This window comes from Lysobacter sp. Root983 (assembly GCF_001429345.1).
GTDB lineage: Bacteria > Pseudomonadota > Gammaproteobacteria > Xanthomonadales > Xanthomonadaceae > Lysobacter.
On sequence record NZ_LMJO01000019.1, the window covers coordinates 48,329 to 71,988 of the forward strand.

24 protein-coding genes are annotated in these 23,660 nt (G+C 69.7%); 9 read left to right on the top strand and 15 right to left on the bottom strand.

Features of this window, described 5'->3' with window-relative positions; translation table 11 throughout:
* The first annotated feature begins 2 nt into the window (after positions 1–2).
* Together ASE43_RS22195 and ASE43_RS19545 are read left to right on the top strand one after the other, a co-directional pair.
* Positions 3–263 (top strand): hypothetical protein, encoded by a 261-nt coding sequence (locus ASE43_RS22195; protein ID WP_157489520.1) that lies wholly within the window; start codon positions 3–5, stop codon positions 261–263.
* The gene (locus ASE43_RS19545) at positions 264–653 is read left to right on the top strand and encodes an HU family DNA-binding protein (protein ID WP_056177357.1); all 390 of its coding nucleotides are present in this window, start codon (positions 264–266) and stop codon (positions 651–653) included.
* A 248-nt stretch (positions 654–901) separates the two neighbouring features.
* Here the strand turns inward: ASE43_RS19545 and ASE43_RS19550 are convergent, their stop codons facing one another.
* Both ASE43_RS19550 and ASE43_RS19555 read right to left on the bottom strand, forming a co-directional pair.
* On the bottom strand, positions 902–1,534 hold the full coding sequence (locus tag ASE43_RS19550; protein ID WP_057161633.1) for a response regulator transcription factor: 633 nt from the start codon (positions 1,532–1,534) through the stop codon (positions 902–904).
* Positions 1,531–2,667, bottom strand: coding sequence for a histidine kinase (locus ASE43_RS19555; protein WP_057161634.1), 1,137 nt, complete (start codon positions 2,665–2,667; stop codon positions 1,531–1,533). The genes ASE43_RS19550 and ASE43_RS19555 overlap by 4 nt, the downstream gene beginning before the upstream one ends.
* Positions 2,668–2,812: 145 nt before the next feature.
* Here ASE43_RS19555 and ASE43_RS19560 point away from each other — a divergent pair, with 145 nt between their 5' ends.
* Together ASE43_RS19560 and ASE43_RS19565 are read left to right on the top strand one after the other, a co-directional pair.
* Positions 2,813–3,538, top strand: a complete 726-nt coding sequence (locus tag ASE43_RS19560) for a hypothetical protein (protein ID WP_057161635.1) — start codon at positions 2,813–2,815, stop codon at positions 3,536–3,538.
* A gap of 144 nt (positions 3,539–3,682) precedes the next feature.
* On the top strand, positions 3,683–5,074 hold the full coding sequence (locus ASE43_RS19565) for an FAD/NAD(P)-binding protein (protein WP_157500125.1): 1,392 nt from the start codon (positions 3,683–3,685) through the stop codon (positions 5,072–5,074).
* Between the two features lie 42 nt (positions 5,075–5,116).
* Here the strand turns inward: ASE43_RS19565 and phhA are convergent, their stop codons facing one another.
* Positions 5,117–6,010, bottom strand: a complete 894-nt coding sequence (gene phhA, locus ASE43_RS19570; RefSeq protein ID WP_057161637.1) for a phenylalanine 4-monooxygenase — start codon at positions 6,008–6,010, stop codon at positions 5,117–5,119.
* Positions 6,011–6,159: 149 nt separating this feature from the next.
* Here phhA and ASE43_RS19575 point away from each other — a divergent pair, with 149 nt between their 5' ends.
* Entirely contained in the window at positions 6,160–6,636 is a 477-nt protein-coding gene (locus ASE43_RS19575; RefSeq protein WP_057161638.1) for an Lrp/AsnC family transcriptional regulator, read from the top strand.
* Between the two features lie 136 nt (positions 6,637–6,772).
* Here the strand turns inward: ASE43_RS19575 and ASE43_RS19580 are convergent, their stop codons facing one another.
* The 3 genes from ASE43_RS19580 to ASE43_RS19590 form a co-directional block, all read right to left on the bottom strand.
* Positions 6,773–7,465, bottom strand: coding sequence for an aspartate/glutamate racemase family protein (locus tag ASE43_RS19580; protein WP_057161639.1), 693 nt, complete (start codon positions 7,463–7,465; stop codon positions 6,773–6,775).
* 128 nt (positions 7,466–7,593) lie between these two features.
* The gene (locus tag ASE43_RS19585; RefSeq protein ID WP_157500127.1) at positions 7,594–8,493 is read right to left on the bottom strand and encodes a hypothetical protein; all 900 of its coding nucleotides are present in this window, start codon (positions 8,491–8,493) and stop codon (positions 7,594–7,596) included.
* Positions 8,456–10,126: a M28 family metallopeptidase gene (locus ASE43_RS19590; protein WP_057161641.1), complete on the bottom strand. Its 1,671-nt coding sequence runs from the start codon at positions 10,124–10,126 to the stop codon at positions 8,456–8,458. The genes ASE43_RS19585 and ASE43_RS19590 overlap by 38 nt, the downstream gene beginning before the upstream one ends.
* Before the next feature lie 364 nt (positions 10,127–10,490).
* Between ASE43_RS19590 and ASE43_RS19595 the strand changes: the two genes are divergently transcribed.
* Positions 10,491–12,233 (top strand): phosphoethanolamine transferase, encoded by a 1,743-nt coding sequence (locus ASE43_RS19595; protein ID WP_082607396.1) that lies wholly within the window; start codon positions 10,491–10,493, stop codon positions 12,231–12,233.
* Between the two features lie 10 nt (positions 12,234–12,243).
* On the opposite strand, the gene ASE43_RS19600 is transcribed toward ASE43_RS19595, so the two are convergent.
* The 3 genes from ASE43_RS19600 to ASE43_RS19610 form a co-directional block, all read right to left on the bottom strand.
* Positions 12,244–12,816: a cysteine hydrolase family protein gene (locus ASE43_RS19600; protein WP_057161643.1), complete on the bottom strand. Its 573-nt coding sequence runs from the start codon at positions 12,814–12,816 to the stop codon at positions 12,244–12,246.
* Positions 12,817–12,836: 20 nt separating this feature from the next.
* Positions 12,837–13,208, bottom strand: coding sequence for a hypothetical protein (locus ASE43_RS19605; RefSeq protein WP_057161644.1), 372 nt, complete (start codon positions 13,206–13,208; stop codon positions 12,837–12,839).
* A gap of 81 nt (positions 13,209–13,289) precedes the next feature.
* Positions 13,290–14,054, bottom strand: coding sequence for a rhomboid family intramembrane serine protease (locus tag ASE43_RS19610; RefSeq protein ID WP_056177320.1), 765 nt, complete (start codon positions 14,052–14,054; stop codon positions 13,290–13,292).
* A gap of 138 nt (positions 14,055–14,192) precedes the next feature.
* Between ASE43_RS19610 and ASE43_RS19615 the strand changes: the two genes are divergently transcribed.
* A complete protein-coding gene (locus tag ASE43_RS19615) occupies positions 14,193–15,362 on the top strand; it encodes a class I SAM-dependent rRNA methyltransferase (RefSeq protein WP_057161645.1) in 1,170 nt (389 codons plus the stop codon).
* 659 nt (positions 15,363–16,021) lie between these two features.
* On the opposite strand, the gene ASE43_RS19620 is transcribed toward ASE43_RS19615, so the two are convergent.
* The 3 genes from ASE43_RS19620 to ASE43_RS19630 form a co-directional block, all read right to left on the bottom strand.
* Entirely contained in the window at positions 16,022–16,354 is a 333-nt protein-coding gene (locus ASE43_RS19620; RefSeq protein WP_057161646.1) for a hypothetical protein, read from the bottom strand.
* A 114-nt stretch (positions 16,355–16,468) separates the two neighbouring features.
* The gene (locus ASE43_RS19625; RefSeq protein WP_200956290.1) at positions 16,469–17,167 is read right to left on the bottom strand and encodes a hydrolase; all 699 of its coding nucleotides are present in this window, start codon (positions 17,165–17,167) and stop codon (positions 16,469–16,471) included.
* A 30-nt stretch (positions 17,168–17,197) separates the two neighbouring features.
* Positions 17,198–18,133 carry a DMT family transporter gene (locus ASE43_RS19630; protein ID WP_057161647.1) on the bottom strand — a complete coding sequence of 312 codons (936 nt, stop codon included), beginning with the start codon at positions 18,131–18,133 and terminating at the stop codon, positions 17,198–17,200.
* 84 nt (positions 18,134–18,217) lie between these two features.
* Here ASE43_RS19630 and ASE43_RS19635 point away from each other — a divergent pair, with 84 nt between their 5' ends.
* A complete protein-coding gene (locus ASE43_RS19635) occupies positions 18,218–19,159 on the top strand; it encodes a LysR family transcriptional regulator (RefSeq protein ID WP_057161648.1) in 942 nt (313 codons plus the stop codon).
* Here the strand turns inward: ASE43_RS19635 and ASE43_RS19640 are convergent.
* Positions 19,156–19,518, bottom strand: coding sequence for a hypothetical protein (locus tag ASE43_RS19640; RefSeq protein WP_057161649.1), 363 nt, complete (start codon positions 19,516–19,518; stop codon positions 19,156–19,158). The genes ASE43_RS19635 and ASE43_RS19640 overlap by 4 nt on opposite strands.
* A complete protein-coding gene (locus ASE43_RS19645) occupies positions 19,515–20,084 on the bottom strand; it encodes a hypothetical protein (protein ID WP_057161650.1) in 570 nt (189 codons plus the stop codon). Before ASE43_RS19645 ends, ASE43_RS19640 begins: the two co-directional genes overlap by 4 nt.
* Before the next feature lie 121 nt (positions 20,085–20,205).
* Here ASE43_RS19645 and rmuC point away from each other — a divergent pair, with 121 nt between their 5' ends.
* The gene (gene rmuC, locus ASE43_RS19650; protein WP_057161651.1) at positions 20,206–21,561 is read left to right on the top strand and encodes a DNA recombination protein RmuC; all 1,356 of its coding nucleotides are present in this window, start codon (positions 20,206–20,208) and stop codon (positions 21,559–21,561) included.
* Positions 21,562–22,302: 741 nt separating this feature from the next.
* On the opposite strand, the gene ASE43_RS19655 is transcribed toward rmuC, so the two are convergent.
* The gene (locus ASE43_RS19655) at positions 22,303–23,634 is read right to left on the bottom strand and encodes a VacJ family lipoprotein (protein WP_343123563.1); all 1,332 of its coding nucleotides are present in this window, start codon (positions 23,632–23,634) and stop codon (positions 22,303–22,305) included.
* Positions 23,635–23,660 lie beyond the last annotated feature (26 nt).

Here is a 23,660-nt window from a genome sequence, read left to right on the forward strand (position 1 = left end):
CGATGAACGCGCGCGAGCGGTCGGAAACGGGCGCATTCGGGCCGTATCGGCGGTGCCCGGCACGCCGGCGCGCGCGCCGGCTGCGGGGCGATTCCCGGCCCTTTCGCGCCCGTATCGGCGACCGCTCGGGCGCGATGACGAAAAAAAAGCGCTTTTTCCGCCATTCGGCGCTTGGCGTGGCCGCGATGTTGCCCTACATTCCGCCTTGCCGAAGGGGTTTCCTGGCAAACCATCCATTCATCGAGTACCACCGGGACAAATAAATGGCGACGAAGAAGAAAGTTGTTGCGAAGAAGAAGGCCGCTCCGAAGGCTGCTGCCGCCAAGCCGGCCGCGCCGAAGCCGATCAAGGAAGCCCTGAGCAAGTCGGGCCTGGTCGCGCATCTGGCCGAAGCCACCGGCGTGGTCGCCAAGGACGTGCGTGCGGTGCTGAGCGCGCTGGAAGGCGCCGTGCACGCTTCGATCAACAAGAAGGGCGCGGGCGCGTTCACCCTGCCGGGCATTCTGAAGATCACCGCCGTCAACGTGGCGGCCAAGCCGAAGCGCAAGGGCATCAACCCCTTCACCAAGGAAGAGCAGTGGTTCGCTGCCAAGCCGGCTTCGGTCAAGGTCAAGGTGCGTCCGCTCAAGAAGCTCAAGGACGCCGCGGCCTAATCGCCCGTCCAGCGGAGCGCGGCCTGGCGCCGCCTCCGCACGCCGCACCCTCTTCCGTCCGCGGGAGAGGGTGTGCGCTTCCACCCGGTCCGCGACCGCGGTCTTAAGCCTCCCTACGATTTGAGTTCGGCGCACGGCCTCCGTGCGCGTAGCCGTGCTTGTCTTCTCCCTTTGAAAAAGGGGGGTTGAGGGGGATTTGCTCTTGGCGCCGCGACGCCGCTGCGTCCTCCACGCGCACGCACCGCCCCTCAAATCACCCGCAGCGTAATCGCCTTCAACACCGCCCGCGTGCGATCGCGCGTGTCCAGCTTCTCCAGGATCACCGACACATAGTTCTTGACCGTGCCTTCGGCCAGGAACATCGCGCGCGCGATCTCCTTGTTCGAATAGCCGCCGGCCATCAGCCGCAGCACCGAGACCTCGCGCTCGGTGAACAGCGCGCGCGGGGCGTCGTCGGCGTGGTAGCGGTAGCGCGCGCGCACCGGCTCGGTGCTGACCGGCTGCAGCAGGGTGTCGCCGGCGGCCACGCGCACGATCGCGTCGTACAGGTCTTCGGGGGCGGCATCCTTGAGCAGGAAGCCCTGCGCGCCGGCCTCGGTCGCGCGCAGCAGCAGGTCGCCGTCGTCGAAGGTGGTCAGCAGCAGCACCGGGGTGCGGTCGCCGCGTTCGCGCAGGCGCACTAGCGCTTCGATGCCATCCAATCCTGGCATGCGTATGTCGCTGAGGACCACGTCCACCGGGGTGTGCTGCAGGCGGTCCAGCAGGACCTGACCGTCGTCGGCCTCGAAGGCGATGCTCACGCCCTGCAGTTCCAGCAAGGCGCGCAGGCCGGCGCGCACCAGCGCCTGATCGTCGGCCAGGGCGATCTTCGGGCCGCTCATGCCGGCAGCTCCGCTTCGATGCGCAGCGCGCCGCGCGCGGTGGTCTGCAAGGCGAGTGTGCCGCCGGCCGCGGCCACGCGTTCGCGCATGCCGGCCAGGCCGTTGCCCTCGCGCAGCGCACCGCGTACCTGGCCGTCGTCCTCCACGCTGATGCGCAGTCGGGCGCCGTCGCGGGCGATCGCGACCCGCACGCGCTCGGCGTCGGCGTGGCGGGCGCTGTTGGTCAGCGCTTCCTGGACCAGGCGCAGGATGGTTTCGGCGATCGCCGGATCGGTGAGATGGACGTCGTCGGCGATGCTCAGTTCCAGGCGCGGGCGCGGCATCGGCGCGGCCAGCGCGCGCAGGGCCACGCCCAGGTCCAGACCGCGCGTATCGCGCAGGGCCTGGACCACGTTGCGGATATCGCCCAGCAACTCGCTCGACAGGCGCTGCGCGATCGCGATTTCGGGGCGCTTGGCGTACTCCGGGTCGGCCGCGAGCGCGCGCAGGTTCAGGGTCATGGCGGTGAGTTTATGCCCGGCCACGTCGTGCAGCTCGCGCGCCACCCGCAAACGCTCGGCGTCGCGCGCGCTGTCGGCCAGCAGCGCGCGCGTGGCCAGCAGATCGGCATTGACGCGCGACAGCTGGTCGCGCGCCTCCTCGGCGCGGCGCGCGTAGTGCGCGATCAGCGACGAGAAGGCCTGGAAGCCGGCGAAGATCAGCACCACGATCAGGGCCGCGTCGTGGCCCGATGCGCGCAGCACCAGGAACAGGCCCAAGTCGATCAGCAGCATCGCCACCAGGGTGGTCCGCGCCGGATAGATCATCGCCAGCTGCGCCGACAGGATCACCAGCAGTGCAGGGGTGGTGCCGCCGCGCGGTGCCAGCCAGGTCAGCGCCAGCGCGCAGATCGCTTCGCTGGTCAGCAGCAGCGCGGTCAGCGCGCGCTGGTTGCGCGGCACGAAGTCGCCGATCAGGAAGGCCAGGCCGAAACCGGCCATCGCCAGCCATTGCCAGACATCGTCGGCGCGGTTGTCGAAGCGCAGCGACAGACCCACCGCCAGCCAGGTCAGGAACGCCGGCAGGTTCAGCGGCTGGAACACCACGCGCAGGAACGCGTTGTCGAGGATCGCTCGCAGCAAGGATGACTTCATGCCCGCATGCTGCGGGCGGGCGCCGCGACTGGCAATGCCCGTTCGGCGAAAGGTGACTTCCGGCAGGTCGCGTTGGTGACCGCGGGCACTGCGTCGGCGCGGCACGCGGCGCGAGGCTGTGCGCAACCGCCAACGAACCGACGTCATGACCGCTTACTCGATCCTGGTTGCCACGCACGGCAGCATCGGCGTGCTCGCTCTGGCCACGTTCTGGGCCGCCGCCGCGCTGCGCAAGGGCAGCGCGCTGCACCGTCGCTTCGGCCAGGCCTATCTGCTGGCGATGCTGGGCATCCTGATCACTGCGGTGCCGATGGCGGTGGTGCGTTATCTGCAGGGCCAGCTCTACATCGCGGTGTTCCTGGGCTACCTGGTCGCGATCACCGCCAACGGCGTGTGGGCGGCCTGGCGCGCGATCCGCGACAAGCACGATGTCGCGCGCTACACCGGACCGGTCTACGTCGCCTCCGGCCTGCTCGCGCTGCTGGCCGGCGTGGGCGTGCTCGCGCTGGGCGTGCACGACGGCTCGCCGCTGTTCATCGGCTTCTCCGCGATCGGCTTGTACGTCGGCTACGACACCTTGAACAAGCGCCTGCATCGTGCGCGCCTGGCCGCGCGCCCGCGCTGGTGGCTGAGCGAGCACTACAGCGCGATGCTGGGCAACGCCATCGCCACCCACGTCGCCTTCCTGGCGATCGGCCTGCCGCGCCTGCTGCCGGCGGTGGACGGCGTGGCCCTGCATTACTTCGCCTGGTTCGGCCCGCTGCTGGCGGCGGTGATCGCCAAGCGGGTGCTGGACCGCAAGTACGCGGCTGCGCGGCCCGCGTCGGCCGTGCCTACCGCGCGGGGCGCGGCAAGTTCGCGCGCGCTGTGATCGCGGACGCATCGGCGAGATTCCGTTCGGCTATGTGCCTGTGCCATTTCGTTGGGTGAGCGACCCGCCCAAATAACCCGCGCTTTACCCACCCGCCGGCGCGATCCACTAGAACGTAGCCTCCCCCCACGTGAGGCGATGCGCATGCGGATCACGATCATCGGCGCCGGCTTCAGCGGCAGCGCCCTGGCGAGCGAACTGGCGGCGCAGGCCGGTCCCGGCGTCGACATCACCCTGGTCGGCGTGGCCGACAGCTACGGCCGCGGTGTGGCCTACGGCGAGGCGCGACCGGAGCATCTGCTCAACGTGCGCGCGCGCGACCTGGGTGCGACGCCGGACTATCCGGGCGAGTTCGCCGATTGGCTCAATCTCACCGAGCGCGCACGCCAGAGCTTCCTGCCGCGGCTGCTGTACGGCGAATACCTGCATGCGCGCCTGCGCTCGGCCGCCGACACCAGCGCCGCCACGTTGCATCTGGTCGAACAGGAGGCGATCGCGGTCGAACGCAGCCCCGGCGGTTTCCGCGTGCATCTGGCCGACGGCAGCGATTTCTTCAGCGAGCGCGTGGTGCTGACCTTGGGCGCGCTGCCGCCGCAGCCGCTGGCGGGCGTGGGCCCGCGCCTGGCGGTGCATCCCAGCTATCTGGGCTGGCCCTGGCAGGACGGCGCGATCGACCGCATCGCCCCGGACGCGCGCCTGCTGGTGGTCGGCACCGGCCTGACCATGGCCGACGTGGTCGCGACCCTGCGCCGGCGCGGTCACACCGGCCCGATCGCCGCGCTGTCGCGCCATGGCCTGCTGCCGCGCCGGCATCTGGACGAGGCCAGCGCGCCGATCGCCTTGCCGCCCACCGTGCTGCAAGCCTTGAACGCGCACGACCTGGGCCAGCTGCTGCGCTCGCTGCGCATGCTGCTGCCGATCGTGTCCGACTGGCGCAGCCTGATCGACGCGCTGCGTCCGTATTTGCAGGGATTCTGGCGCGGCCTGCCGGAGCCGCAGCGCGCGCGCTTCCTGCGCCACCTGCGTTCGTACTGGGAGAGCGTGCGCCACCGCCTGGCGCCGCCGGTCGCGGCCGAACTGGACGCGCTGCAGGTCAGCGGCCAGCTCACCGTGCGCGCGGGGCGGCTGCTGCGCGCGCGCCGCGGCACCGACGCGGTCGAGGCGCTGATCCGCGAGCGCGGCCAGACCCAGGTGCGCAGCGAGACCTACGACGTGCTGATCCGCGCCACCGGTTTCGACACCGACATCGAGCGCACCACCCATCCGCTGATCGCGCACCTGCGCGAATCGGGCCTGATCAGCGCCGATCCGCTGGGCCTGGGCCTCAACGCCTCCGAGCGCTACGAAGCCCTGGACGCGAACGGCGCGCCAGTGCGCGGCCTGTACTGCCTGGGGCCGCTGCTGCGCGGGCGCTTGTGGGAGATCACCGCGGTGCCGGAGCTGCGTGTGGCGGCGCGTGCGCTCGCGCGTCAGCTGTCGGCGGCGGCCGAAGGCGCGCAACGGCCGCCGCCGTTGGCGCTCGCGGCGCGGGGCTGAGCGCCGCTCGACTGGGGCAGGGCGCGCCGTGAGCGCGCCCGCTCAGACGTCGCCGTCGTTGAGCCAGCCTTCGCCGGTGCCGCGGTGGTAGACGGTGTCGCCGGCCAGCACGTCGCCGGCCGGCACCGAACCCTGCGCGGCGAGCTGCGTGTACAGCGGGGTGAAGTCCGGTGCGGTCGCGTCCATCAGCTGCTCGAAGCTGTCGATCACGAAGTAGGTCTTCTGGTAGGTGTCGATGCGGTAGCGCGTACGCATGATTCGCTCCAGATCGAAGCCGATGCGGTTGGGCGCGTCCGAGTCCAGGCAGTAGATCGACTCGCCCTTGGACGAGACGATGCCGCTGCCGTAGATGCGCAGGCCGTCGGCCTGCTTGATCAGGCCGAATTCCACCGTGTACCAGTACAGGCGGGTCAGGTTGACCAGGGCGTCGGGTCCGATCGCGTGCGCTTTCACGCCGCCGCGGCCGTAGGCCTGCATGTAGTCGGCGAACACCGGGTTCATCAGCAGCGGCACGTGACCGAACAGGTCGTGGAACAGGTCGGGCTCGCTGAGGTAGTCGATCTGCTCGGGCTTGCGGATCCACCAGGTCACCGGGAAGCGGCGGTTGGCGAGGTGATCGAAGAAGGTCAGTTCCGGCAGCAGGCCTTCCACGCCGACCAGCTCCCAACCGGTGGCGGCGCGCAGCACCGCGTTGAGGTCTTCGAACTTGGGGATGCGGTCGGGCGTCATGTGCATGGCGCGCTGCGCGGTCAGGAACTCGTCGCTGGCGCGGCCGACCAGGATCCGCTGCTGGCGCTCGAACAGCTGCGCCCACACCGCATGGTCGCTGGCGGTATAGCTCGACCACGGCTGCTCCACCACGGCGGTCGTATAGACCGGCACGTAGCCCTTGTCGGTGAGCTGGTGTTCGACGCGCTGCGGCGTGGTGTCGTTCATGGCGGGATTCCGGGTGGATCCGCGATTCGTTGGATCGCGGCTCGACTTAGGACTGTAGCCCCGGATTCGCGCAATAAGCTTGCGTTGTTGCGCTAGAACTCGGTTACGGCGCATGATTATTGCGTGTTTAACGATTTGGTTGCACGAATATGCCCGCCATCGAGCTGGATCGCACCGACCTGTTGCTGCTGGCCGAACTCCAGCGCCAGGGCCGCCAGACCAACGCCGAGCTGGCCGAGCGCGTGCATCTGTCCGCCTCGGCCTGCCTGCGCCGGGTCCAGCGCCTGGAGCGCGAGGGCGTGATCGCCGGCTACCGCGCCGAAGTCGACCCCGAGCGCATCGGCCTGGGCCTGCAGGCCTTCGTGCGCGTGCAGCTCAACCACCACGACACCGACGCGCTGGAGCTGTTCCGCCGTTTCGTCAACGAATGGGACGAGGTGGTCACCTGCCACGCGCTGACCGGCGACATGGACTATCTGCTGCTGGTCGCGGTGCGCGACCTGGAGCACTTCTCGCACTTCCTGCTCGACCGCCTGCTCAACCAGGCCGGCGTGGCCGACGTGAACTCCAGCTTCGTGCTGCGCACGGTCAAGGCGTTCCGCGGGTTGCCGTTGCCGGCGCGTTGATGGTGTCGATGGTGGCGATGCGGTTCGCTGCGCTCACCACATCCTACGGTCGACCTCGTAGGCATGCGCATTCGTAGGATGCGGTGAGCGCAGCGAACCGCATCATCGCGCCAAGCCGAACGCCCGCGCCGCTCCCTTACTCGATCGCCGCCAACGCCGCCGCGCGCGCATGCAGGGCCGCGGTGTCGAACACCGGCACCGCGACATCGTCGGGCCCGATCAGCAGGCCGATCTCGGTGCACCCCAGGATCACGCCCTGCGCGCCGCGCGCGACCAGCCCGGCGATGATCTCGCGGTAGGTCTGGCGCGAGGCCTCGCGGATCGTGCCCAGGCACAACTCGTCGTAGATCACCCGATGCACGCGTTCGCGTTCGTCCGCATCCGGCACCAGCACCTCCAGGCCGTGGCGTTCGCTCAGGCGCTGGCGGTAGAAGTCCTGCTCCATGGTGAAGCGCGTGCCCAGCAGGGCGACGCGCTGCAGACCGGCGGCGCGGATCGCCGCGCCGGTGGGGTCGGCGATGTGCAGCAGCGGCAGGCCCGAGATCGCTTCGACCTGCGCGGCCACCTTGTGCATGGTGTTGGTGCAGATCACCAGCAGCTCCGCGCCGCCCAGGCGCAGACCGTGCGCGGCCTCGCCCAGCACGCGCCCGGCCTGCTCCCAGTCGCCGGCATGCTGCAGGCGTTCGATTTGCGCGAAGTCGACGCTGTGCAACAGCAACCGCGCCGAGTGCAGACCGCCCAGGCGTTCCTTCACGGTCTCGTTGATCTGGCGGTAATAGGGAACCGTCGATTCCCAACTCATCCCGCCCAGCAGGCCCAGCGTTTTCATGGCTTGAGTATAGGGATGGCGCGCTGTCGTTGCGTCAGCGCCGCGTAGGGTGTGGTGAGCGCAGCGAACCGCACCGCAACGCCAATGCGAGCATGCGCGCCGATGCGGTTCGCTGCGCTCACCGCATCCTACGGTTTCGCTGCTTCGACTTCCTCATCAGCCTCGCAACATCTCGGCGGACCGCCGTATCGGGCTTCGAGCTCTGTGTGATTGGGCATGGCGTAGGGTTGCAGTAGCCGCGCGCCCAGGCGCGAGCGCAGTTCCGGTTGCATCGCCCGGAACAGTTCGGCGGGCTTGGCATCGCGTATGTCGCAGCTGCGGCTGGTGAACTTACGCAGGGTCATCTGTGTCATGGCGTCGGCGCTGTGCAGTTCGAACTCGGCCGTGACCGCGCAGTCCGACCAGTCGAACCCTACCGGATAAAGCTCCGGATCGTGTCGCTCATCGTAGAGATAGTCGCGTGAGCGCTGCAGCATCTGCTCCGGTGACAGCGGCACCAGGTACACGACGCCGCCCTTGATCGTCATCGTCGTCAACGGGCGGCTGGTCGCCGTAAACGCCACCAGCGCGATGGCCGCGACCGCCAACTGGGGCCAGGCCGGCGTAACGCCGTCGCGAGGGTTCGGATGCGCACCTCGTGCCAGGCACCACCACGACAACGGCAGTACAGCCAGGGCCAACAGATCGCCGTAGTCGACCACGCGTGCCACATCGAACAGCGGCAAGCCATTCCAGGCGTCTATCGCCGAGGTCGACCACGACGACTTCCACCACACGAACGCCAGCCCCACCGCGACATGCACCGCCATGCGCCCACGCCCGATCGCCACCGCCCAGAAGTAGGCGAACGCGAACACGCCGGCGAAGTCCGAGAGCTTGCCGGTGAAGGCGTTATGCCAGGCGCTCTTGAGCACCGCATCGTTGAGGATCAGCAACCCCAGCGCCAGCAGGAACGGCCAGCGCAGCAGCGGTGCGAGTCGGTGAGCAGGCTCAATGCGCATTCGTCTTCCCTGGTTGTGCGCCGGCACCGAAGCGCCGGCCGAAGAAGTCGCCATCATTCCAGACCGGGCGCTGCGGCGCGTCGCCGATCAGCTGGCCCAGGCGCGCGTTGAGCCGGGCCAGGCGCGCGGCGTCGGCGTAGTGGATGGGCTGACGGGTGTCGTCGCTGGGCTGGTGATAGCGCAGGCGCAGGTACTCGCGTTGGGCCGCGCGCGGATCGTCGCCCAGCCCTGCGCCCTCGATGCCGCCGTTGAGATAGACCGCGGGCACGCCAGCGCGGATGAAGGCGTATTGGTCGCTGCGCACGAACATGCTCAGCTCCGGCGCCGGGTCCGCCGACAGTTTCACGCCGGTGTCCTGAGCGGCCTGGCGCAGCAGCGGCGCCAGGCTGGAGTGCTCGATTCCGATCGGCACCACGTCGCGGGTCGGCGTCAGCAGCAGCGGCATGTCCAGATTGAGGTTGGCCACCAGCGCGCCGGGCACGGTCGGGTGCCGGACAAACCATTGCGCGCCCAGCAGGCCCTGCTCCTCGCCGGTGACCGCGACGAACAGCATCGAGCGGCGCAGCGCCTTCGGCGCGGTAGCCAGTTTGCGCGCGGCCTCCAGCATCACCGCCACGCCCAGGGCATTGTCGATCGCGCCGTTGTAGATCGCATCGCCGTCCACCGGCGGGCCCAGGCCGACGTGGTCGAGGTGGGCGCTGAACACCACGTGCTCGTCGGTCAGGGCGCGGTCGCGGCCGGGCAGGCGCGCGACCACATTGCGCGATTCCAACGGCGCGATGCGGTTGCGCGCGGCCAGCACGATGCGGCCGGGCAGCGCGTAGCCGCGCAGGCGGCCGGCGTCGGTGGCCTGGTAGAGCTCGGCCGCGGTATGGCCGCTGCCGGCCAGCAGCACGTCGGCCACCGCCGCGCTGACCCGCGCCACCACCTGCAGCTGCGGCGTGCTGTCGATCGCGCGGCCGTCGGCGCCGCGCAGGCGCATGCCCGGTCGCTGCCAATCCTCGGCCGAGCGCGCCCAGGGGTAGGTCTGTTCGTCGCCGGTGGTGGCCACGAACACCGCGCCGACCGCGCCGCGTTCGGCCAGCGCGCGCAGCTTCTCGTCGGTACTGGAATAGAACGCGCGCTGGTCGGGCGCGAAGCGCGCCGGCGCACCGCCGAACAGCACCGCGATCTTGCCGCGCACCTCCAGGCCGGCGAAATCGTCGTGCCCCAACTCGGGCGCGTGCACCGCCTGAGCCACGAACACCGCCGGCGCCTCCACCCGCGCCTGCGGCAGGTCGAAATTGAGCAGCGGCAGGAACTGATCGCGAAAGCGCAGCGCGGTGGTGGCGCCGTTGCGTTCGATCACCAGTTCGTTGCCCTCGGGCAGGCGCTGCGCGCGCAGCAGCGGCACGCGCTGGGTGTAGCCGCCGTTCTCGCCGGCCGGGCGCAGGCCCATCGCGCGCAGGCGCTGGGCCACGTACAACGCGGCCAGGTCGTGGCCGCGGCTGCCGGTCTCGCGGCCTTCGAGCAGGTCGTCGGCGAGATAGCGCACGTCGGCCTCGATCCGGCGCGCATCGGCCGCGGCCGACTCGTCGTAGCCCTCACCGGCGCTCTCGGGCGCGCGCTGGCAGGCGGTCAGTGCGAACACGAGCAGGGCAGCGGCGGCGGCGATGCGCATCAGGGGTTCCGGTCGCGTGATCGGTCGCGACGCTAGCATCGCGGGCGGCGTCCCGCGGCTGGCCGCTGGATCGCCAATGTGACGAAAACGTGAAAATAGTTGGCGCGATCATAAGCCGAAGCCGTCGGCCGCTCGCCGGAGATTCGCGAAGTTCATCTGGGTCAGAGGCTTAGCTGCGCTCGCAGGCATGCGCCGCATCGGCAGCGGCTGAATCCTCGTTAAGGCTCGGCGCCTACGGCGCACACATCACTGCAAGCGACAGCGCACTTCATGTGCCCTTTCTATGTGGGCCAGCAATTCCTTAACGCGTAGGTGAAATCACCTACTTACCTTCCAACGCCACTTGGGTTTGGAGAGTGGCGACATGAAGATCGGCGCGACCGCGATAGCGCCCGCTCCTGGACCGGGCTGGCGGGTCCGGCTCGGGCCTTGGGCGATTCTGATCGCGGTCGCCGGCTTGAGCGCGGCGCTGATGCTCAGCGACGACTTCCTGCAGCAGCTCACCAGCCCGCATAACCTGGCGCGCCTGCAGCTGCCGTGGGTGCTGGGCCTGTTCTTCATGCACCTGTGCCTGTGGCTGGGCGGCCGCCGTTGGGCCGCCAACGCGCTGCTGAGCGTGTTCGCGCTGATGCAGTTATTGCAGCTGTGCCACATTGCCGCGATGGGCCGGCCGCTGACGCCGGTGGACCTGGCGATGATTCCGCGCGAGACCCCGGACATCGCCGAGGCCACGTTGGCGGGCGCGCGCGCGCACTGGCCGACCCTGCTGACCGGCGCCCTGCCCTATGCGCTGCTGTTCGCGCTCTACAACCTGGGCCTGCCGCGCCTGCCGCTGCCGCGCGCGCCGATCGCGCTGCTGGTGCTGGCCCTGGTGCTGGCGACCAAGCCCTACAAGGCCAGCCAGCGCGCGATGCCGCAGTACATGCCGGCGCCCGCGCGCAGCTCGCTGCACAACTCGATCAATACCTTCAGCTTCTACGCGGTGAATCTGGTCGGTAAATCGGTGCAGTCCTACGACCTGCAGTACCAGCCCTATCGGGTTGCGCGCGTGCCGGTCGCCGAGCAGGACCTGCCGCAGAACGTGTGGCTGGTGATCTTCGATTCCACCCGCAGCGATCACTGGGGCCTGACCGGCTACGCGCGCGACACCACCCCGACGATGTCGCAATGGGTGCGCGACGGCCAGGCGCGCTGGCACCACGGCATCGCCGGCGCCACCGCGACCTCGGCCTCGCTGGCGCTGCTGATCAACGGCGTGCGCGAGCCCGGCAACCTGGGACAGCAGCGTTCCTACCAGACCAATCTGATGCGCCTGGCCAAGCGCGCCGGCTACCGCACCTACTGGCTGTCCACGCAGAGCGGCAACCTGCTCAACGAGCTCGACGTGGCCAGCATCGACGTGGTGCGCACGCGCGATACCGACACCAAGCGGGTGATCGAGGCGCGCGACGACGCGGTGCTGGACATGGCCAAGCGGATCACCCCGGGCACGCGCAACTTCGTGGTGATGATGTTGCGCTCGGCGCATCTGCCCTACGAGAAGAACTACGCCCAGCACGGCCAGCGTTACGCGCGCTGGCCGACCGCCGCGACCCTGCCGTTCGCGACCCGCCAACGCAACGCCTACGACAACTCGCTGCTGTATCAGGACGCATTGGCCGCGCAGCTGTACCGGCGCTTCGAACGTCTGCCCGGCAAGGGCGTGTTCGTGGTCACCTCCGACCACGGCCAGATGCTGGGCGAGGGCGGCGTGTGGGGCCACAACGTGCTCACCCCGCAGGTCGCGCGGGTGCCGGTGCTGGTGCGCAGCCGCGGCCTGGTCGATCGGTTGCCGCCCGGCAACGGCGGCTGGATCAGCCACTACGGCCTCGGCCGCGCCCTGATGGGGCAGTTGGGCTATCGCATCGACAACCCCAACGCCGAGCCCGGCATCGACTATCTGCAAGGCTCCAATCTGTACACCGACAACCCGTTCCGCGGGGTCAGCGTGCGCGACGGCCGCTTGGTGCTCGGCGGCCTGTCCAGCCTGGGCGAGCTCGATCGCGACCGCAGCGTCTACGCGCAGCTGCGTTCGAACGGATTGCCGGCGGTGCGCGCCAGCGAGTAGCCGGCAACCCTCAGCGCAGCGCGGTGTTGCGGTCGCCGGGGTGCCTGCGTTCGAACTGGATCTGCGCGCTGTCGAGCGCGCGGATCTCGACGCCGAAGCTGACGATGTCCGACAGGGTGACGTTGTGATGCTCGCGGATGCGCGCGGCGGTGAGGTGCGGCTTGTCGTGGGTGGTGTGGGCGTCGGCGGCCAGGGTCACCGGATAGCCCAGCGCGGCGGCGCGGCGGGTGGTGGTGTCGACGCAGAAATCGCTGGCGTAGCCGCCGATCACCAGGTGGTCGACGTCCAGCGACTGCAGCAGGCTTTCCAGCGAGGTGCGCAGGAAGGCGTCGGGCGAGGTCTTGCCGACGATCAGGTCGTCGTCGTGGACGTCGAGCTGGGCCTGGAACGCCCAACCGGGCGCGCCCGGTTCCAGCAGAGTGCCGATGCGTTCGTGACGTATGAAGATCACCGGCGTGCCGGCGTCGCGCGCCCGCGCGATCAGCGCGTTCAGGCGCGCGATCACGGCGTCGGCGTCGTCCGGGCGCGGTTCGCCGTCGAACAGGCCGCTTTGCACGTCGATCACCAGCAGGGCGCAGGTCATGGCCGATTCGCTCGCCGCGCTCAGGGCGAGCGCCAGGTGCCGCCCGCGCTTTCGCAGCTGCGCTGGGTGACCACCAGCGTCTGCGCGTTGCGGCCGTAGTAGTAGGTGCGCACCTTGCGCCCCATCGGGTTCTCGCAGATGCCCTGCGGGTCGGCCGGGCAGGCGCCGCTGACGGTGGCGGTGGCGTTGCCGCCGACCGACTTGATCGAGGCGGCGTTGGATTCGCACTGCATCTTGTAGGCGCCGTCCGGGCTGGCCGCGTCGACTTCGCTGCAGTCGGTGAAGGACATGCCGGAGAGCTGGCCCTGGATCAGGCAGGCGCCCTTGGCGGCGACGAGCGGGCTGGCGAGCAGCAGGGCGCTCAGCACCAGGGCACGGGAAACGAAGCGCATCGGGCGGATCCTTGTGGCCGCAAGGGCTGCGGTCGATGCGCCACTCTAGCCTGCCGCCGCGACCGGGTTAAGCCGGGGTCTTCACGGTTCGCGCCGCGGCGGAAATCGCAGGACCACGCCCTGCTCCGGATCGGGGCGGTTCCACAGCACCGGCACCTCGCGCGGGCTGGGCGGTTCCAGTTCGTCGTTGGCCGGCACCATGCTGTCTTCCTCGTCCTCCCAGCTGTAGCGCTTGCGCGGCGGCAAGGGGTCGCTGCGGCGGAACAGGAAGGCCGCGATCACGCCCGCGACCGCGCCGCCCAGGTGGGCCTGCCAGGAAATGCCGGGTTCGCGCGGCAGGATGGTCAGCAGCATGCCGCCGTAGAACATGAAGGCGATCATGGCCGCGGCGATTGAAGGCCGGTCGCGACGCAGCAGGCCCAGCACGAACACCAGGAACATCAGGCCGTGGGTGAGGCCGCTGGCGCCCAGGTGATGGCTGCCCGCGCTGCCCAGCAGCCAGGCGCCCAGGCCGGAACCCAGCCAGATCAGCGGCAGGGCGCGCAGGGTCGCGCGCGGGTAGACCCCGCCGGCCAGCAGGCCCAGCATCAGCAGCGAGATCGCGTTGGTGGCCAGGTGCTCGATCGAACCGTGCAGCAGCGGCGCGGTCAGCAGGCCCAGCAGGCCCTCCAGCGACCAGGGCTGGACCGACCAGGCGCCGACATCGAACTGGCCCTGCGCGCTGTAGACGGCCGCCAGCACCAGCACGAAGGCCAGGCTGGCGTTGAGGGCGCGTACGAAACGGCCGCGGTCGGCCGCGCGCTGGGCCGGGGTGTCGGGCGGGGCATCGGGAGTGGGCAGGTGCATGTTTGCGAGATTGGCACCGCCGGGCGCGAATACAAGCCGGGCAAGGCGGGCCAGTTTGTCCCGCCGATGGGACGCGCGGGCCGGCGCACGCCGCAGCCAAACCCCCGGAGCCGCGTCCAACCCGCGTAAAATGCGGCGATGAACAACGATCTGCCTACCGTACGCCTCAAGAACGCCTGGAAATCCACCCATCCCTGGATCTTCCAGCGCCTGGTCGACAAGCCCGCCCAGCGCCCCAAACCCGGCTCCATCGTCGACGTCGTCGGCGTCGACGGCGTGTGGATCGGCCGCGGTTTCTACAACGGCCATTCGCGCATCGCTCTGCGCATGCTCGACAACGACCCCGACGCGACCATCGACGCCGACTGGTTCGCGCGCAAGATCGCCGCCGCGGTCTCGCTGCGCCGCGACGTGCTGCGCCTGGACGAGGTCAGCGACGCCTGGCGCGTGGTCCACAGCGAAGGCGACGGCCTCAGCGGCCTGGTCGTCGATCGTTACGGCGATCTGCTGGTGGTCGAGTACTTCAGCGCCGGCGCCTTCCGTTACCGCGAATGGATCTACGACGCCCTGCGCGCGCAGTTCCCGGGCTGCCGCTTCTACGCCTTCGCCGACGAGCACGTGCAAAAGCAGGAAAGCTTCGACTTCCGCGGCACCGAGGCGGTGCCGCCGGCCACGATCACCGAATACGGCATCCGTTTCCGCGCCGACCCGGCCGGCGCGCACAAGACCGGTTTCTTCGCCGACCAGCGCGAGAACCGCGAGTGGCTGTCGCGTCAGGTCGCCGGCAAGCGCGTGCTCGACCTGTGCTGCAACACCGGCGGTTTCGGCGTTTACGCCAAGGCGCGCGGCGCCGAGGAAGTGATCGGCGTGGACATCGACGCCGACGTGATCAACATCGCCAAGGCCAACGCCAAGCTCAACAACGCCCACGTCAAGTTCGTCCAGGCCGACATCTTCCCCTACCTGCGCGACATGGGTAACGCGGGCGAGCGCTTCGACGTGGTGATCCTGGACCCGGCCAAGATGACCCGCGACCGCGAGCAGGTGATCCCGGCGCTGAAGAAGTACCTCGACATGAACAAGCTGGCCCTGGGCGTGGTCAAGCCCGGCGGCCTGTTCGCGACCTTCTCCTGCACCGGCCTGGTCAGCGAGGAGCAGTTCCTCGACATGGTCCGCCGCGCCGCGTTCTACGCCGGCCGCACCGTGCAGGTGCTGAAAGTCTCCGGCGCCGGCGCCGACCACCCCTGGCTGGCCCAGGTGCCCGAGTCGCGCTACCTCAAGGCGGTGTTCTGCCGCGTCCTGGACTGACCGACCGCGCCGCGCCTGCTGCTACCGGCAGGCGTGGCGCAGCCCCCGCGCCCTGCAGGAGCGGCGCAAGCCGCGACCGCGAAGAGCCCACGACGACGATCTCTCGCGTCCGCTTTCGTAAGAGCGACCGCGGCCCTCGCTTCCTGTGGGAGCGGCGTAAGCCGCGATCGCCCGCCGGCGTCGCTGCGATCCGCACGAATCCGCACGCGGTGCACGCGCGAAGGTGAGGTCCGCGGCCGCGCGCCTTGTCGCGATCGCGGCTTACGCCGCTCCCACAGAAAGCATCACGGGCATCGCGGCTCACGCCGCTCCCACAGAAAGCATCACGGGCATCGCGGCTTACGCCGCTCCCACAGAAAGCATCACGGGCATCGCGGCTTACGCCGCTCCCACAGAAGGCACCACGGGCATCGCGGCTTACGCCGCTCCCACAGAAAGCATCACGGGCATCGCGGCTCGCGCCGCTCCCACAGAAAGCATCACAGGCATCGCGGCTCACGCCGCTCCCACAGAAGGCACCACGGGCATCGCGGCTTACGCCGCTCCCACAGAAGGCACCACGGGCATCGCGGCTTACGCCGCTCCCACAGAAGGCATCACGGGCATCGCGGCTCACGCCGCTCCCACAGCAAGCGCCGCAGGCGCGGCCACGCGCGCCGCTAGGTCGCCAGCGCGTAACTCGCCACCGCCACCGCCAGCGATACGCCCGCCACCGCCAACGACACCCAACTCAAACGCCGCGCTCGGCGCAGGCGCTGCTCCAGCGTCATCGACGCTTCCTGCAGCGTGGCCAGGGTCTTCTGCATCTCCGCGGCCAGCACCTTGATCGACTCGGCGTTCTGCGCAGCCACGTCCTGCAGCTCGGTGATCTGCACCGCGACCACATCGGAAACAGCGGCGTTGGTCTGCTGCGGCGCGCGCGTGAAGTAGGGCCGCGCCAGGCGCAGGATTTCGGGGATCAAGGGGGCGGCGACGGTGAACCAGGCGGCCATGACAACTCCGGGCGGCGAGCGTGGACTGCGCCGCGATTGCTAAGGAAGCCGTCACTGTAACGCCGACGGCCGCAACGCCGTGTGGCGATGCGGCCGTCGAGCGCGCGCGGGCGCTTACTTGCGCGGCGCGACCATGGACTGGTGGTAGTCGATGCCCTGGCCCCAGCCGCCGCCATGTTCCTGGGCGATCTTCTGGACCTGCGCGCCGGTGTTGCCGCGCGCCCAATCGCCCTGCCATTCCAGCATCACCGCCATCCACGTCACCGGCACCGCGCCGGCCTGGATCATGCGCTGCACCGCCATCTCGTGCGATTCGCGATTGACGTCGCCGCTGGCGTCGACCACCACGTACACCTCGTAACCGTCCTTGAGCGCCGACAGCACCGGCAGGGTCACGCAGCTGTCGGTCCACAGGCCGCTGACCAGCAGCTTCTTGCGCCCCGTGGCCGCGATCGCCGCACGCAGGCGCGGTTCCTGCCAGGCGTCGATCGAGGTGCGATCGAACGGCGTCAGTTCCGGACGCGCGTCGGTGAGCTGGCGGAAGAACAGGCCACCGAAACGCTGCGCGCTGATGGTGGCGTAGAAGGTCGGCACCTCGAAGGCCTTGGCGGCCTTGCTCAACCCGACCGCGTTGTTGATCAGCTCCAGCACCGGGATCGACTGCACCGAGAACACGAACTGCGGTTGGTAGTCGACCATCAGCACCGCGCTGTTGTCGCGCGTGAGCGGGTCGCGCAGATCGGCGTGGGCGGGCGCGGCGGCGAACAGGGCGAACATCGAGACCAGGGCGTAACGGACTGGCGAGAGACGCATGACGGGATTCCGAATGGAGGGTGGGGAGATTCAGCGCGCGCCGCTCAGAGCGGGCAGCGCGGCATTGGCGGGGACCGCCGCAGGGGCGGCGACGACGCGACGGTTGGCCAGCACGACGCCGGCGAACACCAGCGCCAGCGCCGGCACGAAGCTCCAGCCCAGGCGCTCGCCGAACAGCACGGCGCCCCAGACCACGCCGGTCAGCGCGATCACGTAGCCGATCTGGCTGTAGGCGACGGAGTCGGCGATGCGTTGCAGGGCGGCGGCGGCGACGTTGGCCGACAGGGTCACCAGCACCATCGCCAGCAGCAGCGGCCAGGACGCGGCCAGCTGCTCGACGCTCGCGCGCTGGCCGCTCACCGCGATCAGCGGCAGCACCGCCAGCGCCTGCACCAGCATCGTGCCGGCGCTGGACATCGGCGCGCTCAGGCCGCTGGGCCAGTAGCGGCTGCGGTAGACGTTGCCGATCGCCAGCAGCACCGGCACGCCCAGGGCCACGGTCAGCGCCAGCGCCTGCTCGGCCTCGACCGATTTGGCGCGCGGCACCAGCACCAGCAGCACGCCGAGCAGGCCCAGGCCGGTGCCCAGCATCGCGGTCGGGGACGGCCAGCGGCGTTCGACCAGGGCGTTGAACAGCGAGGTGAACATCGGCGATAGCGTGACCACCACGGTGAAGATGCCGGCCGGGATGCGCGCCAGCACCCAGTTGCCGAGCAGGGCCGAGCCGGCCACCGCGATCAGGGCGGCGATCAGGTAGAAACGGCGCGAGGCCGGGTCCAGCGGCAGGCGTTCGCCGCGCGCGCGCTGCACCGTCAGCAGCACCGCGGCGGCACCCGCGGTCTGGATCAGGGAAACAATCAACGGGCTGAGGCCGCGCCCCAGCAGCAGCTTGCCGATCACGAAGATGGCGCCGACCAGGCTGCCGGCCAGCAGAGTGAGGACTAAGCGCTTCGTGGTGAGGTTCATGGCGTCGTACCGGTGGGGACGAGGCCAAGTTACGGATTCCGGGCCTGCGGATAATCGGCCCGGACGTGGTTAAACTGTTTCCCAATGTCAACAATCCCACAAGGGCGCCTGCCCGTCCCCGACCTCGCCGGCCTGCTCGCCTTCCTGCGCGTGGCCGAGCTGGGCAGCTTCGTGCGCGCGGCCGACGCCCTGGGCCTGTCCAAGGCCGCGGTCAGCAAGCAGGTCTCGGCGCTGGAAGGGCGGCTGGGCACGCGCCTGCTGCACCGAACCACGCGCCGGCTCAGCCTGACCGAGGCCGGCCAGGCCTATCTGCGCCACGCCCAGTCGGCCTTCGCCGAGGCGCGCGCGGCCGAGGATGCCGTCGCCGGCACCGGCGAAGTGGTGCAGGGACGGTTGCGCGTGTCGGTGCCGATGAGCTTCGGCGTGCTGCACGTCGCCCCGCACGTGGGCGACTTCCTCACCCAGTACCCGCAGATCGACATGGACCTGCAGCTGGACGACCGCCCCACCGACCTGGTGATGGAAAGCCAGGACCTGGCGATCCGTCTGGGCCGGCTGGAAGCGTCCAGCCTGGTGGCGCGCACGATCTCCTACAGTCGCGTCTGGCTATGCGCCTCGCCCGAATACCTGCGGCGGCGCGGCCACCCGCAGCGCCCCGACGAACTGCCCGCGCACGACTGCCTGCATTTCAGCCTGGCCGCGACCGGCCGCACCTGGGAGCTGCGCCATGGCGACGAGGTCGTGCGCGTGGCCCTGGGCGCGCGCCTGGACGCGAATTCCAGCCTGGCCCTGAAAGCCGCGGTGCTGTCCGGCGCCGGCATCGCGCGCATCCCCGAATTCGCCATCGCCGACGAGATCCGCGACGGCCGCATGCAGCGCGTGCTGCCGCACTGGAAGATCGCCGGCCTGGACGTGCACGCGGTGATGCCGGAGCGGCGCTACGTGCCGGCCAAGGTGCGCGCGTTCGTGGAGTTTTTGGAGGCGCGGTGGAAGCAGAATCCGGGCTGGCTAGGCGCGACGCGCTAGCGAACGGCGGTGGTCTTGGCTTCGTCCAGCGACCGCCCGCAGTGCGCGCAGTAGCGGATGTGCGCATTGAGGACGAAGAACGCCCAGCTCGGGCCGTGCGCGCGTGCGAGGCGGAACTTGCAATGCGGGCAGCGGATGAACAGCACGACCACCAGCTCGATGACGACCAGGGCAAACACGCCTGACAGCAGCGCCGCCCACCAGTAGTCGAAGCACCAGGCCACGAATGCCGATTCGCCGCCGGGTTTGCCAAAGAAGACCACCAGGCAGGCCGTCAAGGCCGGCATCATCACGGCCACTTTGATCGCAAGGCCGATGCGCGCGGTCTGGGTCAGGCGTTGGCGCGTAGTCGAGGTCATGGCGTAACGGCGGGGGGATGGGCTTGGGTGCCGCGGCGACGATCGGACGTCCGGTTTGACGGTCGGTTCTTCGCACATTTCTCGTCGAGGATCGGCGTCATGTACTGCTTGAGCGTGCCAGCCTTCTCTTGTTCCAGCAGCGTGTCCAAATAGGCGATGCGCGACCGCGGCTCCTTGGTCAGTACGGCGCTATAGGCGCGCAGCATGCTTTCGACGCCGGCCAGCAGTGGCGCGGACGCATCCTTATCGTCCGGGTGTTCGATCTGATAGGCGCCGTTGCCGAACATCTGCTGCAGCACGTAAATGCCGACATTCGGTTTACGGTCGTCCTTGACCGGGAGACTCACTGCGTCGCAGACCACGACGGTGTGATCGGGCATCTGCATCAGCCAATCCAGCAACCAGGCGCGCATGGAATTGTCCGTATCGCCCAGCGGGTCGTGCTCCAGCGCCCGGGTCAGGCGGATCATTTTGGCGCTGTCGGACTCCGCGGCCGGCTCGGCGGCCTGCGCCGCGGTCCCCAGGCATGCGATCGACAACAGCAGCGCGAGCGACTTGATACGCATGCGGGTTTCCGGCCTTGGACGACGCGGAGTGCGACGACGATGCGCGGCACTATCTCAACCCGATCGCCCTCCCGGCAAGCCGCTTCTTAGCCCCTGAGACCCAGCGGGCTACACTGTCGCCATGGCCGAAACCCCGCTGCTGCTGACCCTGTTGTTGATCGCCGTGCTGGTGGCGATCGTGTTGCTGATCGTGCTGTTGCTGCGCAAGCCCGACGGGCGCCTGGAGCAGTCGCTGCGCGAGGAACAGCGCGAGGGGCGCGGAGAATTGCGCCAGCAGCTCGACAGCCTGTCGTCGGCGCAGGAGCAGCGCATCGAGGGCTTCGGCGGCCGCCTCACCGAACTCACCCAGCGTACCGACCAACGCCTGGATCAGCTGGTGGTCACCCTGACCGACGATGCGCGCAAGGGCCGCGGCGAGGCGGCGGAGCTGCAGCAGCGTTTTGCCGAAGGCCTGGGCCAGCGCCTCAACGAGCTCACCCAGCGCAACGAACTGCGCCTGGGCGAGCTGCGCACCACCTTGGAACAGCGTCTGCGCGAGCTGCAGGCCGACAACACCGCCAAGCTCGAGCAGATGCGCGCGACCGTGGACGAGAAGCTGCAGACCACGCTGGAAACGCGCCTGGGCGAATCCTTCCGTCTGGTATCCGAGCGCCTGGAACAGGTCCAGCGCGGCCTGGGCGAGATGCAGCAGCTGGCCAACGGCGTCGGCGACCTCAAGCGCGTGCTGACCAACGTCAAGACCCGCGGCACCTTCGGCGAAGTGCAGCTGGGCGCGCTGCTGGAGCAGGTGCTCACGATCGAGCAATACGACAGCAACGTCGCCACCGTTCCCGGCAGTGGCGAGCGCGTCGAATACGCCGTGCGCCTGCCCGGCACCACGCCGGAACAACCGGTGCGCCTGCCGATCGACGCCAAGTTCCCGCGCGAAGACTACGAGCGCATGCTCGATGCCCAGGACCGCGCCGATCCCGAGGCGCTGGCGATCGCCGCCGCCGGCCTGGAGCGTCAGGTCAAGGTCGAAGCCAAGCGCATCCGCGACAAATACCTGGCGCCGCCGCACACCACCGACTTCGCGCTGCTGTTCCTGCCCACCGAAGGCTTGTACGCCGAGGTGTTGCGCCGGCCGGGGCTGTTCGAAACGCTGCAGCGCGATTTCCGCGTCACATTGGTCGGGCCGACCACGTTGCTGGCCTTGCTCAACAGCCTGCAGATGGGCTTCCGCACGCTGGCGATCGAACAGCGTTCCAGCGAAGTCTGGCAGCTGCTGGGCGCGGTCAAGAACGAGTTCGGCAAGTTCGCCGGCGTGCTGGAGAAGACCCGCACGCAGCTGGATACGGTGCGCAACAGCATCGACGCCGCGGGCGTACGCACGCGCGCGATCGAGCGGCAATTGAAGGGCGTGGAGACACTGCCGGCAGACGAGGCGCGGCGGTTGCTGGGGGCGGATGATCTCGCTGAGGGCGACGATGAGACTTGAGGGTGGGCGACGCTCTCAGAAACAAAGCCTCTGATTTCCCTTCTCCCGCTGGCGGGAGCAGGTGCCCGCAGGGCGGATGAGGGCAGCGACTGAGGTTGGAGTTAAGCGCCTGCGGCGGCCCTCACCCCAACCCACACCCCGGCCCGACCGCACAGCGCTCGGGCGTTCGGCCCAGCGCGAGCCAGTGGCTCGCGCCGCGCCTCACCCCGCAAGCGGGAGAGGGGCTCAGTACGCAGAGCCTTTGATTTCCCTTCTCCCACTGGCGGGAGAAGGGGCCCGCAGGGCGGATGAGGGCAGCGACTGCGGTTGGAGTTAAGCGCCTGCGGCGGCCCTCACCCCAACCCCTCTCCCGCAAGCGGGAGAGGGGCTCAGTACGCAGAGCCTTTGATTTCCCTTCTCCCGCTGGCGGGAGCAGGTGCCCGCAGGGCGGATGAGGGCAGCGACTGCGGTTGGAGCTAAGCGCCTGCGGCGGCGGCCCTCACCCCAACCCCTCTCCCGCAAGCGGGAGAGGGGCTCAGTACGCAGAGCCTTTGATTTGCCTTCTCCCGCTGGCGGGAGAAGGTGCCCGTAGGGCGGATGAGGGCAGCGGTCGAGGTTAAGGCTGCGCGCTTGCGGCGGCCCTCACCCCAACCCCTCTCCCGCAGGCGGGAGAGGGGCTAGATGGCGTCGGGTCTTTGTTTTCCCTACTCCCAGCGGGAGAGGAGCACATCGCGTGGAATGCTCGACCCGCGCTACTGAGCTTCAACGGTTGTAATTCGCGTCCGTCGGCATCAGCGGCATGGCATCGGCCGGCACGCTGGGGTTGCTATCGTCGCGCAGGTAGTCCGGCAGGCCCTGGTCTTCGGCGTCCATGCGGTCGCCGAAGATCTGGTAGTCGCGGCGCTGCATCCAGGAATCGCGGACCAGGGTGTAGTCGTCCTCGGCGCCTTCGCGCAGGGCGTCGGTGGGCATCAGCTGGGCGCGCACGTCGACCAGCTGCAGGCCCTGGATCGGGATGCGGATGCGGTCGCGTTCGACCTGGCGCAACGGGCTCAGCGGCGCGTCGCCGACCGCGCCGAAGGCGTCGCGCACGGTGCGCGGGCCAAACAGCGGCAGTTCCAGGTAGCGCGAGCGCTTCCAGCCCCAGATGCCCAGGGTTTGGCCGAAGTCCTCGCTGCGGTTGGGCAGCTTGGCGTCGCTGGCCGGGTCGAAGATGCCGCCGATGCCGACCGTGCTGTTGAGCGCGAAACGGCCCAGCGACTGCGCAGCCTGCTTGGGCTTGCCCTGCAGCAGGGCGTTGACCGCCGACACCGGCTGGCCGAGGTTGTTGAAGAAGTTGCTCACGCCCAGGCGCACCGGCCGCGGCACCACGCGCACGTAGGCGCGCGCGAGCGGCTTGGCGATGACGCGATCCACCGCGTTGTTGAAGCGGTGCATCTTGCGGTTGTAGCGCTCCCACGGGTCGTAGATGGTCGGCAGCGAGGCCGGCGCGGGCAGCGTCGGGTCGGCGACCGGATCGTATTCCTGCGACTGCGCGCCGTAGAGCGCGTCGAAATCGCGCTCGGCTTGCGTGCGCTGATCGGCCGGACTGGCTACGCCGGCGTCCGCTGCGGCGGTGGCGTCGACGGCCGGGGCCGCGGCCGCGTCCTGGGCCGCCTGCTGCGCGGCTTCCGCCGCTGCCGCCGCGCCGGCCGCGGTCGCGGTGTCGGCCACCGCCTCGATGTCGGCCGGCGTGGAAGCGTCCAGCGCGGAGACGGACGCGTCGTTGGACGCCTGCGCTGCCGCGGTGGCGGAGGCCCTCGCGTCGGCGGCGGCCGCGGCGGCGCGCTGGGCGGCGTCGGCGGCTTCCGCTTCGGCCATGGCGGCCGACCGTGCCTGCGCGGCCGCGTCCGCTTCGGCGGGCGTAGCGACGGTCGGCTGGGTCGCGCCGTCCTCGATCTTTCGGCGGCAGGCCAGGGCCGCGTCCGCGCTGCCGTCGCCGGCGGCCAGACAGGATTCGAAGGTCTCGCGCTGCTGCGCCGACATCTGTTGTGCGTTGGCCGCCAACGGCAACAGGACGAGGGCGAGAGCGATTACGGGGGTGGGGGAGCGCATGGTCGCAGTCTATTCGCTAAGGGCGG